Below are 15,466 nucleotides of genomic sequence, written 5' to 3'. Positions count from 1 at the left end.
CTCAAGAAATATATTGAGATAGTCTCAAGTTAAGCAACCTGGGAGCGTCCATGACGACCACCGGCCCAGCGCCCCGGCGCCGGATGCGCGCCGACGCGCGCCGCAACTACGAACGGCTGCTCGCCGAAGCGGCGGCGGCGTTCGCCGAGCACGGGGTGGAGTCCTCGCTGGAGGACGTCGCGCGGCGCGCGGGGGTGGCGAACGGCACGCTCTACAGCCACTTCCCCACCCGGCAGGCGCTGCTCGAGGCCCTGATGCGCGACCGCATGGAGGCTCTGGCCAGCACGGCCCGCGACCTCCTCGACCACCCGGACGCCCACGAGGCGCTGATCGCCTGGGCGCGCGCGGGGATCGCGCACGCGGCGATGTATCGGGGGCTGGCCACCTCGCTCATGCGCAGCATCGAGGACGAGACCTCGGAACTGCACGCCGCCTGCCAGGCCGTGCTGACCGCCGGCGAACGGCTGCTCGAACGCGCGCAGGCGGCCGGCGCCGTGCGCTCCGACGCGACCGCCCCGGACTTCTACACCTTGATCAACGCGCTTGCGTGGGCGGGCGAGCAGACGACGCCCGAGCAGGGGGAACGGCTGCTGACCTTCGCCATCGACGGGCTACGGCCCTCAGCGCGGCCGTAGCGGCGGCCGCATCCGGATATGGCGGCGCACTCGTGGGCGTACCAGGACGCCGGCGTGCCTCTGGGGGCATCGGGACGCCGGCGTCAGAGGCGGTTCTTGGCGATGCGCTTGCCGAGGCTCGCCAAGGACTCGTCGGCCATGAGGGCAGGCAGCCGGGGCGCGTCCGCCTCGACCTGGGCGAGCACCGCGGGATGCGCTCCGCAGAACCGGCTCCAGGCCCGCACCACCTCCGGCATCGCCGCGATCCCCGCCTCCGACAGGATGGCCTCCCTGGGCAACCAGGACGTCAGGAACTGGGTGACCCGCGCCGGGCTCCACCACAGAGGACGATCACCCACGAACTCGGCAAGCTTCTCAAACGCCTCCCGCGCCCCGGGCAGGTCCGGCAACTCGCGGAACCGGCTCACGGTGTCGTCGGGCGCCGGACGTACGAGATCGGGCACCGCGCGGGCCCTGGACAGCGCGACCGGCCGCACGGCGGGCAGCGTGTCGGCGACCAGCGCCCCCATGATCCGGTCACCCAGCTCGAACGCGTCCAGCACCCGCCCCGCGACCGCCCCCGGATCCTCGGCCCGCAGGCCCAGGTCGTCGAGGAACTTCACCTCCTCGACCACCGCGTCCACCGCCAGGCCGCCGTTCACCTGGTCGATGGCGACGACGAGGAGGTGTGGCTCCTTGCCGTTCTCGTACCGGAACGACAGGGCCGCGAGGGCCTGCTCGCCGTACGGGTCCGCCTTGCCGTACCAGCCGCCCTCACACGCCACCCGCCCCATCCGCCGCACCCACCCGGGCAGCGTCTCCACGACGCCGTCAGCGGCCCTCACGTACACGCTCGCCGCCGCCTGGCCCTGAGAGCCCGCCCCGCCCCGAGCATCTGCTCCGGACTCCGGGCCCACATCGGCCACAGGACTTTCGCCGGACGCGGGCCGTGCATCGGACGTGGGACCCGCGTCCCCTATGGGCCGCGAATCCGCTGCCTGCGTCGCGTCGGGTGTGGGACCCGTGTCGGCTATGGGCCGCGACTCGGTTGCATGCGGCGCGTCGGACGTGGGTCCTGCGTCGGGCGCCGGGCGTGCGTCGGCGGCCGGGTCGACCGCCGCCAGGGCCGCAAGCGCGAGCCGCGCCTCCGTGCTGCCGTCCTCGGACAGTTGCCGCAGGAAGGGCTCCACCTGGTCCGGCTCGAGATCGGCGGCGAGCCGCGCCGCCCACAGCTCGGTCCTCAGCGGCGAGCACCATCGGAGGAGGTCGCGGGCCTGGGCGATCGCTGTGGTGAAGGCTGTCGTGCTCACTCTTCGACCGTATCGCCCCGGCCGGCCCGCGACGCGCGTCGGCACACTGCCCGGCCGCCCGGCCCAGGTCATCGACGCAAGCCGTACACGGCACCTCCACGCGAACGACCCCAGGTGACCGCATCAACGGTCCGCGTGCGGGTGCGGCGCGCTCCGCCCGGGAGGCAGAAGCGACGCCTCCTTCGCGCCGGCGGCTCCGGTTGGCCGCATTCAGCGGTCCGTGTGCGGGTGCGTCCCGCGCGGGCGGTATCCGGCGGGTGTGCGCGAGGCGGCGAGTCAGGTGCGCCGACGGGTGGGCGGTGGGGTGGCGCGCCCGTGATCCCTTGCGCGGGCGGTGTCGGGTGGTGGGTGTATGTGCGGTGCTGTATCGGCTGCGTCGGAGGGAGGGCGGTGGGGTGGGACGCGATGGCCCCTCCGCGGAGTGGTTCCGCGGAGGGGCCATGTGGGTTGGTGGTGGGTCAGTCGGTGAGGCCTGCCTTGCGGAGGGCTTCGGCCATGGCGCCGGAGGGGGCCGGGCGGTCCTGGCGGCGCTGGCCGCCGCGCTGGCCGTCTCCGCGACCGCGCTGGTCGCCTCCGCCGCCTCCGCCGCGACGGCCGCCGTCCCCACGGCCGCTGTCTTTCTGGCCGCGCTGGTCGTCGCCGCGGCCCTGGGTGCGGTCGCGCTGGCCGCCGTTGCCCTTCCCGTCGCCGCGCCCGCCGTCGCCGCGTGCACCGTCACCACGCGCACCGTCTCTGCGGCCGCCGTCGCCGCGACCCCCGTCACCGCGGTTGCCCTCTCCGCGGCCGCCGCCTCGGCGGGAGCCGTCGCCCTGCGACTGGGCGGGGGTCTCGTCGTCCAGGCGCAGGGTCAGGGAGATGCGCTTGCGGGGGATGTCGACGTCGAGGACCTTGACGCGGACGATGTCGCCGGGCTTGGCCACGTCACGCGGGTCCTTGACGAAGGTTCGCGACATGGCCGAGACGTGGACCAGGCCGTCCTGGTGGACGCCGATGTCCACGAAGGCGCCGAAGGCGGCGACGTTGGTGACCACGCCCTCCAGGATCATCCCCGAGGACAGGTCGGAGAGCTTCTCGACGCCCTCCTTGAAGACGGCGGTCTTGAAGGCGGGACGCGGGTCGCGGCCGGGCTTCTCCAGCTCGCGCAGGATGTCGGTGACCGTCGGCAGGCCGAACGTCTCGTCGGTGAAGGTCTCCGGCTTCATCGAGCGCAGGGCCGCGGTGTTGCCGATCAGCGTCTTGAGGTCGGTCTTGGCCGAGGTGAGGATCCGGCGGACCACCGGGTAGGCCTCCGGGTGCACGCTCGACACGTCGAGCGGGTCGTCGCCCTCGCGGATGCGCAGGAAGCCCGCGCACTGCTCGAACGCCTTGGGCCCGAGCCGGGGCACCTGCTTGAGCGCGGCGCGCGTACGGAAGGGGCCGTTGGAGTCGCGGTGGCGGACGATGCTCTCGGCCAGCGTGGAGCCGATGCCGGACACGCGCGTCAGCAGGGGCGCCGAGGCGGTGTTGACGTCGACCCCGACGGCGTTGACGCAGTCTTCGACCACCGCGTCGAGCGAGCGGGAGAGCTTGGACTCGGCCAGGTCGTGCTGATATTGGCCGACGCCGATGGACTTGGGGTCGATCTTGACCAGCTCGGCCAGCGGGTCCTGGAGCCGGCGGGCGATCGAGACCGCGCCGCGCAGGGACACGTCGAGCTCGGGCAGCTCCTGCGACGCGTACGGCGAGGCCGAGTAGACCGAGGCCCCGGCCTCGGAGACGACGATCTTGGTGATCGACGGCATGTGCTTGACCAGGTCACCGGCCAGCTTGTCGGTCTCGCGGGAGGCGGTGCCGTTGCCGATGGCGATCAGCTCGACCCCGTGGCGCTGCGCGAGCGCGCCCAGGACGGCCAGCGACTGGTCCCACTGCCGCTTGGGCTCGTGGGGGTAGATGGTCGCGGTCTCGACGACCTTGCCCGTGGCGTCGACCACGGCGACCTTGACCCCCGTACGCAGACCGGGGTCGAGGCCCATGGTCGCCCGGCTCCCGGCGGGGGCGGCGAGCAGCAGGTCGCGCAGGTTGGTCGCGAAGACCCGCACCGCCTCGTCCTCGGCCGTCTGCCACAGCCGCATCCGCAGGTCGATGCCGAGGTGCACGAGGATGCGGGTGCGCCAGGCCCAGCGCACGGTCTCGCCCAGCCACTTGTCGGCCGGCCGACCCTGGTCGGAGACGCCGAACCGGGACGCGATGCGCATCTCGTATTCGGGGCTGTCGTCCGGCTCCAGCGCGACCGACAGCACCTCCTCCTTCTCGCCCCTGAACATCGCCAGGATCCGGTGCGAGGGCAGCTTCGTGAACGGCTCGCCGAACTCGAAGTAGTCGGAGAACTTGGCCCCCGCCTCCTCCTTGCCCTCGCGGACCTTGGACACGAGCTGCCCGCGGCTCCAGAGCTGCTCGCGCAGGCCGCCGATCAGGTCGGCGTCCTCGGCGAACCGCTCGATCAGGATCGCCCTGGCCCCCTCCAGCGCCGCGCCCGCGTCGGCCACGCCCTCGGCGACGAAGCCCTCGGCCGTGGCGGCGGGGTCGAGCGTCGGGTCGCCGAGCAGCTGGTCGGCCAGCGGCTCCAGGCCGAGCTCGCGCGCGATCTGCGCCTTGGTGCGCCGCTTGGGTTTGTACGGCAGATAGATGTCCTCGAGCCGGGCCTTGGTCTCGGCCGCCATGATCTGCTCGCGCAGCTCGTCGTCGAGCTTGCCCTGAGACTCGATCGACTCAAGGATCGCCGCCCGCCGCTCCTCCAGCTCGCGCAGGTAGCGCAGGCGCTCTTCGAGCGTGCGCAGCTGCGCGTCGTCGAGGGTGCCGGTGACCTCCTTGCGGTATCGCGCGATGAACGGCACGGTGGCGCCGCCGTCGAGCAGCTCGACGGCCGCCTGCACCTGGCCGTCGCGTACGCCCAGCTCTGCCGCGATCCGCTGGTGAATAGAGAGCACTTGCCTGCCTTTCGATGGTCCCGCCGGTCAATTGTGCAGGACGACGCCGTCTTTCATGACCAGAGTGCGCGCAGGGTGAACGACCACGGCCTCCGCCGCGCCCCCGCACGGCACCACGACCAGGTCGGCCCGGTCGCCCGGGGACAGGCCGTACGACTCCAGCCCGAGCGCGCGGGCGCCGCCGTAGGTGGCGGCCTCCAGCGCCAGCTCGATGTCCTCGTCCCTGCGGAACGTGCTGCGGTAGGCGACGTGCATCGCCCGCTCCAGCATGTCGCCGCTACCGTAGGGCCCCCACAGGTCGCGGATGCCGTCGTGGCCGCAGGCGACGGTGACGCCCGCGGCCCGCAGCTTCTTGATCGGCGGCACGGGGAAGCTGTAGACGGCCGCGGTCGCGATGGCGACGCCCGCCTCGGCGAACCCCTGGACCAGGCGGTCCTGGTAGGCGTCGTCGAGCTGGCCGAGCGCGTAAGCGTGGCTGACCGTCACCCGGCCGCCCAGCCCCAGCGCCCGGGTGCGCTCGGTGATGAGCTCGAGCTCCCACCCGCCGAGCGACCCGCCGTCGTGCAGATGGAGGTCGAGGTGGGCGCCGTAGCGCTCGGCCAGGCCGAAGACCAGGTCGAGGTGGCGTACGGGGTCGCGGTCGATGCCCGCCGGGTCGAGCCCGCCGACCGCCTCCACGCCGCTCTTCAGCGCCTCTTCGAGCAGCTCGGCCGTGCCGGGGTTGATCAGCACGCCGTGCTGGGGGAAGGCCACCTGCCGAACGTCGACGGGGGAGGAGGCGGCCGCCTCGAGCACGGCCTCCACACCCCGCAGCCCCACCTGGGGGTCGATGTCGGTGTGGGTGCGGACGTGGGCCGTGCCCGCCGCGCTCATGCGCGCCAGCAGCGCGCCGATCCGCTCGGCGCTCGGCACGCCCAGCTCCGTGCGGCGGCCGAGGTCGTTTCCGATGCGCCCGGCCAGCGTGTCGTCGGCCGAGTGGGGGACCCACGGGCCGCCGTAGAGGGTCTTGTCGAGGTGACAGTGCGCCTCGACGAGACCGGGCAGCACGAGCTGCCCGGCGATGTCCACGATCCGGGCGCCCGGCGCCTCGACGCCCGGGGCGACGAGGTGGATCCGGCCGTCACGGACGAGGATGTCGGCGGGGGCGTCGCGCCCCCAGGGGTGCCCGCCGCGGAGCAGCACGTCGGTCATGGCAAGCACCCTAAACGGCGGCGCCGACGATTTCCGCCTCCCGGCCGGGATCGGTCACGACTGTTCACGTTCTCGGGCGGCGACCCGCGAAAGACCTCACCGCTTCTCGGCCGCGGACGGTCGCGCTCAGTCGCGGCGGGCCGCGAAAAGCGCCGCGCTCAGTCCCTGCGGGCCGCGAAAAGCGCCGCGCTCAGTCCCTGCGGGCCGCGAAAAGCTCCACGTGGTAGCAGTATCGGCAGCGGTAGGCGTCGATCTCCCACTTCGGCCGGCCCATCAGCTTGGCACCGCCGAAGATCCCGCGCTCCAGCGCGCCCTCGACCCATCTGGCGAAGCCCGGAGAGTTCTCGCCCGAGTCTCGGATGAACCCGGCCTCGAGCCCCTCCTCACCGCAGTGCGTACAGTGTAAGTTCGGCATGCCTATACAGATTAGTCAGATCTCGTCCAGGTGGGAGATGTTCGCCACGTCGGCGGACTCGGCGCTCGGCCGCCCCGCCAGCCAGGCGTCGAGTATCTCGTCGAGCACCACCTCGGACGTGAGCCGCAGGCTGAGCGCCAGCACGTTGGCGTCGTTCCACTTCCTGGCCCCGTCGGCCGTGTAGGCGTCCACGCACAGCGCCGCGCGGATCCCGGGCACCTTGTTCGCCGCGATCGAGGCGCCCGTGCCGGTCCAGCAGCAGACCACCGCCTGGTCGGCCCGCCCCTCGCGCACGTCGCGGGCGGCCAGCTCGGAGGCCCACGCCCAGTCGTCGCGCTCCTCCTCGCTGAGCGCGCCGTGGGTGACCACCTCGTGCCCCCGCCTGCGCAGCTCCGACACGACCCGCTCGGCCACCCCGTCCTTGCTGTCGGCGGCCACCGAAATCCGCATGTGCCCTCCCGTTCCGACCTCAGGTGTATCAAGGGCCGCGGCGTAGACGCCAGCACATGCCCTGGACTGGCTAAATGAGATGAAGTGTGCTTGGTTGTGTCGCCATATGAATATTGACGAGAGCGATATTCCGGCGCTCGCCCGTGGGTGCGCCGTCCTGGGTACCGGCGGCGGTGGTGACGTGCGTACCGGATCGCTGGCGGCGATCGGGGCCGTCCGCGAGTACGGCGAGGTCCCGCTGATCGGCCTGGACGAGCTGGACGACGACGCGTTGATCGTGCCGCTGTCCGGCATCGGGGCTCCGACCGTGAGCCACGAGATGATCCACAGCGCGGACGAGCCCAAGCGCATCGCCGAGGAGATCGAACGCCTCTTCGGCCGTTCGCCGAGCGCGATCATGTCCTCCGAGATCGGCGGCTCCAACGGGGTCGCGCCCGTCGCCTGGGCCGCCCGGCTCGGCCTGCCGCTGCTCGACGCCGACGGCATGGGGCGGGCGTTCCCCGAGGTCCAGATGGTGTCGATGTACGTGGCGGGGCTGCCGGCCGACCTGGTGATCATGTCTGACATCGTCGGCAACGTGGTGACCATCCGCCCGGTCGACGGCCTCTGGTCGGAACGGCTGGCCAGGGCGGTCTGCGTGGCCGCGGGCTCGTCCGCGCTGATGGCCGACTACGTGCTCACCACCGTACGGGCCAGAGGCGCGGTGATCGAGGGCACGGTGACCCGCGCCATCGAGATCGGCAGGGCCACGGAGGGCGCGGCGGACCCGCTCGGCGCGCTCCAGGGGAGCCTGGGCGCCGCCCGGCTGATCACCGGCAAGCTGACGGACGTGGAGCGGCGCACCACGGGCGGGTTCGTGCGGGGGACGGCCACGATCGAGGGCACCGGCGAGGACCGGGGCCGCCGCCTCACCCTGGAGCTGCAGAACGAGAACCTGGTCGCCCTGGAGGACGGCCGGGTGCGGGCCATCGTGCCCGACCTCATCACCGTCGTGGACACCGAGACGGCCGCCGCCGTCCAGACCGAGGGGCTCAGGTACGGCCAGCGCGTCACGGTGCTCGCCTGGCCGTGCGACCCGCTCTGGCGCACCCCCAAGGGCCTGGAGACGGCCGGGCCGCGGGCGTTCGGATACGACCTGGACTACGTTCCCGTCGAGGAGCTGACGGCGCATGGCTGACCTGCGGGTGGGGATCGACGTCGGCGGCACGAACACGGACGCGGTGGTGCTCGACGCCGACGGCCGCGTGATCGCCAAGGCCAAGCGCCCGACCACCCCCGACGTGACGGAAGGGCTGCGGGCCGCCCTGGACGCGGTCCTCGGCGAGCTCGGCGAGGACGAGGGCCGAACGCGGATCGGCCGGGTCATGCTCGGCACCACGCACGCGACCAACGCCCTCCTCGAGCGGCGCAACCTCGGCCGCGTCGCCGTGCTGCGGCTCGGCGCGCCCGCCACCACCTCCGTCCCGCCGCTGTCCGGCTGGCCCGGCGATCTGCGCGCGGCCGTCTCGGCGGGGGAGGCCATCGTGCCCGGCGGCCACTACGTGGACGGCCGCGAGATCGGCCCGCCGGGGCTCGACGCCGTGCGCCGCTTCCTGGACGGCCTGGAGGCCGATGCCGTGGCGGTCACCGGCGTGTTCAGCCCGGCCAGCGGCGATCACGAGCGCGTCGTCGAGGAGCTGATCAAGGCCGAGTACGGCCTGCCGGTCTCGGTGAGCCACGAGATCGGCTCGCTCGGGCTGCTGGAGCGCGAGAACGCCACCGTGCTCAACGCCGCCCTGTACGGCGTCGCCGCCCACGTGACCGAGGCCCTGGTCACCGCGCTGGCCGAACGGGGCCTGGGCGCGAAGCCCTACCTGGCGCAGAACGACGGCACGCTCATGACGCTGGAGCACGCCGCCCGGCTGCCGGTCTCCACGATCGGCTCGGGTCCGGCGAACTCCCTGCGCGGCGCCGCGTACCTGTCGGGGGTGGCGGACGCGATCGTGGTGGACGTCGGCGGCACCTCCACGGATCTCGGCGTGCTGGCCGGCGGCTTCCCGAGGGAGTCCGCGGCGGCGGTCGAGATCGGCGGGGTGCTGACCAACTTCCGCATGCCCGACATCCTGGCCATCGCGCTCGGCGGTGGCACGGTCGTCCGCAATCCGGGCATCGGCCCCGACTCGGTGGGTTACCGGATCGTCGAGGAGGCGCTTGTGTTCGGCGGCTTCACGGTGACGATGACCGACGCGGCCGTGGCGGCGGGCCGGACCCCGGACGAGGCGGCCGGGTGGCGCGAGCGCCTCGAGTCCGCCGTCCGGGCGCGCGACTCGGGTGACATGTCGGAAAGAATGGCAGACACCCTGCAAAGAGCGGTGGCCATCGCGGACGAGATGATCATCGACGCGGTGGACCGCATGGCGCTCGGCAAAACGGACAGACCCCTGGTCGCGGTGGGTGGCGGGGCCTTCCTGCTGCCCGACGCCATCCCCGGCGCGAGCCGGGTCGTCCGCCCCGAGCACGCCGAAGTGGCCAACGCCGTGGGCGCCGCCATCGCACTCGCGAGTGGCAGAGTGGATACGATCTTGCCTGCGGGAGATAGCCGGTCAAAAGCGATCGAAAGGGCCAAAGAGGAGGCGGCGGCGCGAGCCGTCGCGGCGGGGGCGGATCCCTCCGGCGTAGAGATCGTGGACCTCCTCGAGGTGCCGCTGAGCTACCTCTCCGAGCCCGCCGTGCGGGTACACGTCAAAGCAGCCGGACCACTCGCCCGGTGACAGACCGAAAGGATCCCCCCTTCATGAGCTGGCACAAGCGTCTGCTCGTCGCCGGGGTCACCGGTGTCCTGGCCTTGACCGCATCCGCGTGCGCGGGCGGTCAGGTGCGCGGGGCCGGCGGAACCCCCAAGCCGGCCGAGAGCAGCGGCAGCAGCCAACCGGCGGCCTCCCCGGCCGCGCAGGCCAACGACAGCACGTTCGTGTACGTGCCGAACCTCGACGTGGTCACCGACTGGGACCCCGCGACCTCGTACTCCAACGAGATCGTCGCCATGCAGAACATCTACGAGGGCCTGACCAGGTACAACTCCCAGGAGAAGAAGGCCGAGCCGCGCCTGGCCACCGAGTGGACCTCGGCGAACGAGGGCAAGGAGTGGACGTTCAAGCTGCGGCAGGGCGTCAAGTTCCACTCCGGCGCCGCGCTCGACGCCGAGGCCGCCAAGAAGGCCATCGAGCGGACGATCGAGAAGAAGGGCGGCGCCGCCTACATCTGGGACGCGGTCAAGACGATCGACGCGGTGGACGCGTCCACGCTGAAGTTCACGCTCAAGTACGCCACCCCGCTCGACCTCGTGGCCTCCTCCGGCTACGCGGCCTACATCTACGACGTGAACGCCGTGGACAAGGACGGCAAGTCGGACGCCGGCACCGGCCCGTACACGATCGACTCCTGGCAGAAGGGCAAGGAGACCGAGCTCACGCTGAAGGCGTACGAGGGCTACTGGGGCGGCTGGAAGCCGGAGCAGTACAAGAAGGTCGCCTACCGCGTCACCCCCGAGATCACCACGGCCTGGCAGCTGCTGCAGAAGGGCGAGGTCAACTTCGTCCAGCGGCTGAACCCGCAGCTCTTCCAGCAGGCCGGGACGACCCCGAACGTGCAGACCTCCGCCTCGCCGTCGTTCCAGAACCTGCTGGTGCTGTTCAACACCGCGAGCGGGCCGGCGAAGGACGTCAAGATCCGGCAGGCCCTGCAGTACGCGATCGACTACGACGGCCTGGTGGCGGCGCTGAAGGGCTCCGGCCAGAAGGCCAACGGCCTGGTGCCGCAGGGGCTGCTCGGCCACGCCAACGACATGGAGCCCAAGCAGGACCTCGCCAAGGCGCAGGCGCTGCTCGCCGAGGCCGGCTACGGCCCGGACAACCCCGAGCTCAAGCTCACCATGACCTACGCGCAGGGCGACGACGACCAGAAGCTGCTGGTCACGCTGCTCAGCTCGGCGCTGAAGGGCATGAACGTGACGCTGCAGGCCAAGCCGATGACCTGGAGCGCGCAGTGGGACCTGGGCAAGAAGCAGGGCCAGGACATCTTCGTCATGTACTGGTACCCGGACTATCCGGACGCCTACTCCTGGTACGTCAACGTGTTCAAGAGCGCCGACAAGCCGCAGTTCAACCTGTCGTACCTGAAGGACTCCGCCATCGACACGGCGATCGACGCGCTGCCGCAGCTCACGGCCACTGACCAGCTCAAGGCCGACCAGGCGTACAAGGACCTGCAGAAGAAGATCATCCAGGACCAGGCGGCGGTGGCCGTGCCGTACGTGCAGACCTACCAGCGCGCGCTGACGTCCGATGTCGAGGGATACGTGGACAACCCCGCTTATCCGAACGTGGTCTTCTTCTACGACCTCAAGAAGCGCGCAAGCTGACGATGTCGCGTTATCTGACCCGCCGGCTCGGCCAGGCCCTCCTGGTCGTGTCCGGCGTGGTCGTGCTCACGTTCGTCGTGATGCGGCTGGTGCCGGGGGATCCGGCGGTCGCGTTCGCCGGGCCGAAGGCCACGCCCGAGGAGCTCGCGGCGGCGCGCACGCGGTTCGGGCTCGACGACCCGATCCCCGTGCAGCTCCTCAACTACGTGCGCGACCTGCTCACCGGTGACTGGGGCGTCAGCCTGCGCACCCGGCAACCGGTGCTCGACGACCTCTACGTGGCGTTCCCCGCCTCGCTGGAGCTGGTCGGCACGGCCCTGCTCGTCGCGGTCGTCGTGGGCATTCCGGTCGGAGTGCTTGCCGCCCGCTACAAGGCGAAATTTCCGGACCTGGGGGTGCGGGTCGGCAGCATGCTGGCCGTCTCCGTCCCCGTCTTCTGGCTGGCCCTGGCCCTCCAGACGGTCTTCGCCAGCAACCTCGGCTGGTTCCCGATCGCGGGCGAGTACGACTCCTCGCTCGACACCACCAGCCCGCTCACCCTCTGGACGAACATCACGATCGTCGACGCCCTCATCACCGGCAACTGGCCCATCTTCACCAGCACGCTCCAGCACCTCGTGCTGCCCGCGCTGGTCGTGGCCGCCTACCCCACGGGCGTGATCGCCCAGATGACCAGGGCGGCGCTCATCGAGGAGTCCGGCCAGGACCACACCAAGCTGGAGCGCGCGCTCGGTTTCGGCGAGACGTCCATCCTGACCAGGTTCGCCCTCCGGCCCGCCCTGAACCCGGTCCTGTCGCTGATCGCCCTGGTCTTCGCGTACGCGATCGTCAACGGCTTCCTCGTCGAGGCGGTTTTCAACTGGCCCGGCCTGGGCCGCTACGCCGCCGAGTCGATCAAGTCGCTGGACACCCCGGCCATCGCGGGCGTCACGCTCCTGGTGGCTCTGGTGTACGTGCTGGCCAACCTGGTCGTGGACATCCTCCAGGGCTTCGTCGACCCGCGAGCGAGGGCCCGATGACGAGCGTCGAGGCGCCGCTGCGGTGCACCTTCCTGCCCAGGATCCCCGGCCGGTTCGCCGTGTTCGGGGCGGTGCTCATCGTGCTGGTCGTCCTGGCCGCGATCCTGGCGCCGTGGCTCGCGCCGTACCCGGTGGACCAGGTCAAACCGCTGGAGAACCTGCAGCCGCCGAGCGCCGCGCACTGGTTCGGGACCGACCAGGTCGGCCGGGACGTGCTCACCAGAGTCCTGTACGGCGGCCGCACCTCCCTGTTCATCGCCGTGGCCGTGCTGGCCGTGTCGGCGGTGATCGGGGTCACGCTCGGCGTGGTCGCCGGGTACGCGGGCGGCTGGATCAGGGACGTGATCATGCGGATCACGGACATCTTCCTGGCCTTCCCCGCGCTGCTGCTCTCCCTGGCCCTGGCCGTGGTGCTCCAGCCCAGCGTGAACACGGTCATCCTGGCCATCGCCGTGACCTGGTGGCCCTGGTACACCCGGCTGGCGGCCTCCGTGGCGGCCTCGATCGCCACCCGCGGCTACGTGGACGCCGCCCGGTGCCTCGGCGTGCCCGCGCCGCTGATCATCCTCAGGCACGTCCTCCCGAACTCGCTCACGCCCGTCCTGGTCCAGCTCTCGCTCGACGCGGGCGGCGTGATCCTGACCTCGGCGGCGCTGTCGTACCTGGGGCTGGGCGCGCAGGAGCCGACGGCGGAGTGGGGGCTCATGGTGCAGCAGGGGCAGACGCTCTTCACCACGAACTGGTGGGTGGTCACGTTCCCCGGCCTGGCGATCCTGGTGACGGCGTTCGCGTTCAACGTCCTGGGTGAGGGGCTGCGCAACGCGCTTGACCCCCGGAGCGGAGGAGCTCGGCAGGAGAGAGCGAAGCCAACGAGTGCCGAAGCGGCCGCGACCATAGACACGAGGGCGGTCAGATGATCGAGGTGCGCGACCTCCGGGTGCGCTACGGCGGGCGCGTCGTGGCCGACGTGCCGGAGCTGGACGTGCGCGAGGGCGAGTGCGTCGCGATCGTGGGGGAGAGCGGCTCGGGCAAGTCGACCACGCTGATGTCGCTGCTGGGCCTCACCCCAGATGCCGAAATTTCAGGTCATGTACGGGTGTGCGGCGTCGACGTGCTCACGGCGCCACCCCGCAGGCTCCGCGAGATCCGGGGCGCCAGGGTGGCCCTCGTGATGCAGTCGCCGCAGGCGGCCCTCAGCCCGGCCACCCGCCTCGGCGTCCTGATGCGCCGCGCCCTCAAGCTCCACGGCGTCGGCAAGCCCGCGGGCCCCCGCCCCCGCCCGAAGGACGGCACCCCTCCACAACCCGCAGCCGGGAAGGGACGGCTGGAGGAGATCATGGGGGAGGCCGTGGAGGCGGTCATGCTCGACCGCGAGATCCTGCGCCGCTACCCCCACGAGATCTCCGGCGGCCAGGCCCAGCGCTTCGCCATCGCGCTGGCCATCGCCCTGGGCGCCGAGGTGATCCTCGCCGACGAGCCCACGAGCGCGCTGGACGTGACCGTGCAGGCCGAGGTGGTCGGCGTCCTGCGCAGGCTGCGGGAGGAGCGCGGGCTGGCGCTCCTGCTCGTCTCCCACGACCTGGCCCTCGTCTCGACGATCGCCGACCGGGTGCTGGTCATGAAGGACGGCGCGGTGGTGGAGTCGGGGCCGGCCGCGCGGGTGCTGGCCGAGCCGTCCCATCCGTACACGCGCGAGCTGCTGGAGGCGCTGCCGTGACCATGCTCAGGGCCGAGCGGGTGACGCTCGGCTACGGCCGCACCCCGGTCGTGCACGACGTGACCCTGGACATCACCGAGGGCGGCGTCGGGCTGATCGGGGAGAGCGGCTCGGGCAAGACGACCCTGGCGCGCGCGTTCCTGGGCCTCCTCACCCCCATGTCCGGAAATATCTGGTACGGCGACCAAACGCTGAAAAAAGCGGACATGCGGAAGTTCCGGAAAGACGTCCAGCCCGTGTTCCAGGCCGAGGCCCTCGACCCCAGGATGCGCATCGGCACCTCCGTCGCCGAGGCCCTGCCGCGCGCCGCGCGAGGCCGGGTCAACGACCTCCTCGAACAGGTCGGCCTGGACCCCGACCTGGCCACCCGCCGCCCCCACCAGCTCTCCGGCGGCCAGCGCCAGCGCGTGGTGATCGCCAGAGCCCTGGCGGTGGACCCCCGCCTGCTCATCCTGGACGAGCCCACCAGCGCGCTCGACGTCACCGTCCAGGCCAGGATCCTCGACCTGCTGGCCTCCCTCGACACCGAGCGCCTGCTCATCACCCACAACCTCGCCGTCGTGGACCGGCTGTGCCGCACCGCGCACGTGCTCTTCGCGGGCCGCGTCGTCGAGTCGGGGCCGACGGCCGACCTCCTCGCGAAGCCGGCCCACCCCTACACGCGGGCCTTGCGCGACGCCGTGCCGAAGCTGGGCGGCGCCCCGCCCGTGGCCAAGGGCAGGACGGAGGCCGTGCCCGCCCCGACCGGCTGCCCGTTCCGGCTGCGCTGCCCGCTGGCCGCGCCGGAGTGCGAGCAGCCGCCCGCGCTCAGGGACCTGGGAGGCCGCCAGGTCGCCTGTCATCGAGCCGAGGACGTGCTGCTCAGCTGACGAGGTTCTTGAGGTGGGCGCAGAGGTCGCCCGAGAGCTTGCCCATCAGCCGGGACAGCTCCGCCCGGTCCTCCGCCGACCAGTCCGCGAGCGCACCTTCGAACAAGTCGGTGGTCACCCGGCGGCACCTGCTCGCCACCTCGGCCCCCTCCTCGGTCAGCGCGATACGCCAGGCCCTGCCGTCGTCGGGGTCGCGTACCCGCTCGACCAGCTTGCGCTGCTCCAGCGAGGCGACGTGCCTCGTCACGTGAGGGCTCTCCACCTGCAGTGCCTCGGCGATCGCGCCGATCCTGCGCGGCTCGGGCGCGTCCAGCAGGTGGACGAGGATCTTCACGTCGGGCCGGTCGAGCCGGACGCCGGCGGCCTCGGTCAGGCGCTCGTGCGTCTTGGCGCGGTTCAGCGCGTCCACCACTGAGCGGAACGCCGACACCGTCCTGTTGAGATCTTCGTCCATAACCGATTTGCTTACCTAACTTACGTATGTATTATCTTGCCCTGTTACTTACCTAACTTAGC

At 71.7% G+C, this 15,466-nt stretch carries 14 protein-coding genes; 8 read left to right on the top strand and 6 right to left on the bottom strand.

What is annotated here, in order from left to right; translation table 11 throughout:
- Window positions 1-50: 50 nt before the first annotated feature.
- Complete coding sequence (locus AB0L65_RS21230; protein WP_364247945.1) at window positions 51-635, top strand: TetR/AcrR family transcriptional regulator; 585 nt, start codon at window positions 51-53, stop codon at window positions 633-635.
- Window positions 636-718: 83 nt separating this feature from the next.
- On the opposite strand, the gene AB0L65_RS21225 is transcribed toward AB0L65_RS21230, so the two are convergent.
- From AB0L65_RS21225 to AB0L65_RS21205, 5 genes are all read right to left on the bottom strand, one after another.
- Window positions 719-1,924, bottom strand: a complete 1,206-nt coding sequence (locus AB0L65_RS21225) for a hypothetical protein (RefSeq protein ID WP_364247942.1) — start codon at window positions 1,922-1,924, stop codon at window positions 719-721.
- A 458-nt stretch (window positions 1,925-2,382) separates the two neighbouring features.
- Window positions 2,383-4,890: a Tex family protein gene (locus tag AB0L65_RS21220; protein ID WP_364247939.1), complete on the bottom strand. Its 2,508-nt coding sequence runs from the start codon at window positions 4,888-4,890 to the stop codon at window positions 2,383-2,385.
- A 27-nt stretch (window positions 4,891-4,917) separates the two neighbouring features.
- Window positions 4,918-6,081: an amidohydrolase gene (locus AB0L65_RS21215; protein WP_364247936.1), complete on the bottom strand. Its 1,164-nt coding sequence runs from the start codon at window positions 6,079-6,081 to the stop codon at window positions 4,918-4,920.
- 190 nt (window positions 6,082-6,271) lie between these two features.
- Window positions 6,272-6,496 carry a hypothetical protein gene (locus tag AB0L65_RS21210; protein WP_350728090.1) on the bottom strand — a complete coding sequence of 75 codons (225 nt, stop codon included), beginning with the start codon at window positions 6,494-6,496 and terminating at the stop codon, window positions 6,272-6,274.
- A 15-nt stretch (window positions 6,497-6,511) separates the two neighbouring features.
- Entirely contained in the window at window positions 6,512-6,946 is a 435-nt protein-coding gene (locus AB0L65_RS21205) for an RpiB/LacA/LacB family sugar-phosphate isomerase (RefSeq protein WP_355199435.1), read from the bottom strand.
- Window positions 6,947-7,025: 79 nt separating this feature from the next.
- Between AB0L65_RS21205 and AB0L65_RS21200 the strand changes: the two genes are divergently transcribed.
- Genes AB0L65_RS21200 through AB0L65_RS21170 form a run of 7 tightly spaced genes read left to right on the top strand, consistent with a single transcriptional unit; the run spans window position 7,026 to window position 14,950 of the window.
- Complete coding sequence (locus AB0L65_RS21200) at window positions 7,026-8,123, top strand: DUF917 domain-containing protein (RefSeq protein ID WP_364247933.1); 1,098 nt, start codon at window positions 7,026-7,028, stop codon at window positions 8,121-8,123.
- Window positions 8,116-9,696: a hydantoinase/oxoprolinase family protein gene (locus tag AB0L65_RS21195; protein ID WP_364247930.1), complete on the top strand. Its 1,581-nt coding sequence runs from the start codon at window positions 8,116-8,118 to the stop codon at window positions 9,694-9,696. Before AB0L65_RS21200 ends, AB0L65_RS21195 begins: the two co-directional genes overlap by 8 nt.
- A gap of 23 nt (window positions 9,697-9,719) precedes the next feature.
- Window positions 9,720-11,345 (top strand): ABC transporter substrate-binding protein, encoded by a 1,626-nt coding sequence (locus AB0L65_RS21190; RefSeq protein WP_364247927.1) that lies wholly within the window; start codon window positions 9,720-9,722, stop codon window positions 11,343-11,345.
- A 2-nt stretch (window positions 11,346-11,347) separates the two neighbouring features.
- Complete coding sequence (locus tag AB0L65_RS21185) at window positions 11,348-12,364, top strand: ABC transporter permease (protein ID WP_364247925.1); 1,017 nt, start codon at window positions 11,348-11,350, stop codon at window positions 12,362-12,364.
- Window positions 12,361-13,281 (top strand): ABC transporter permease, encoded by a 921-nt coding sequence (locus AB0L65_RS21180; RefSeq protein WP_364247922.1) that lies wholly within the window; start codon window positions 12,361-12,363, stop codon window positions 13,279-13,281. Before AB0L65_RS21185 ends, AB0L65_RS21180 begins: the two co-directional genes overlap by 4 nt.
- Complete coding sequence (locus AB0L65_RS21175) at window positions 13,278-14,081, top strand: ABC transporter ATP-binding protein (RefSeq protein ID WP_364247920.1); 804 nt, start codon at window positions 13,278-13,280, stop codon at window positions 14,079-14,081. Before AB0L65_RS21180 ends, AB0L65_RS21175 begins: the two co-directional genes overlap by 4 nt.
- Before the next feature lie 2 nt (window positions 14,082-14,083).
- On the top strand, window positions 14,084-14,950 hold the full coding sequence (locus AB0L65_RS21170; protein WP_364248272.1) for an ABC transporter ATP-binding protein: 867 nt from the start codon (window positions 14,084-14,086) through the stop codon (window positions 14,948-14,950).
- Here AB0L65_RS21170 and AB0L65_RS21165 read toward each other — a convergent pair.
- Window positions 14,943-15,404 carry a MarR family transcriptional regulator gene (locus AB0L65_RS21165; RefSeq protein ID WP_364247917.1) on the bottom strand — a complete coding sequence of 154 codons (462 nt, stop codon included), beginning with the start codon at window positions 15,402-15,404 and terminating at the stop codon, window positions 14,943-14,945. The two genes, AB0L65_RS21170 and AB0L65_RS21165, sit on opposite strands and share 8 nt — an antisense overlap.
- Between the last annotated feature and the right edge of the window lie 62 nt (window positions 15,405-15,466).

This window comes from Nonomuraea sp. NPDC052116, assembly GCF_040680035.1.
Lineage (GTDB): Bacteria > Actinomycetota > Actinomycetes > Streptosporangiales > Streptosporangiaceae > Nonomuraea > Nonomuraea angiospora_A.
Note: the sequence above shows the minus strand (reverse complement) of the source record. Positions and strands in the feature narration are given on the sequence as shown.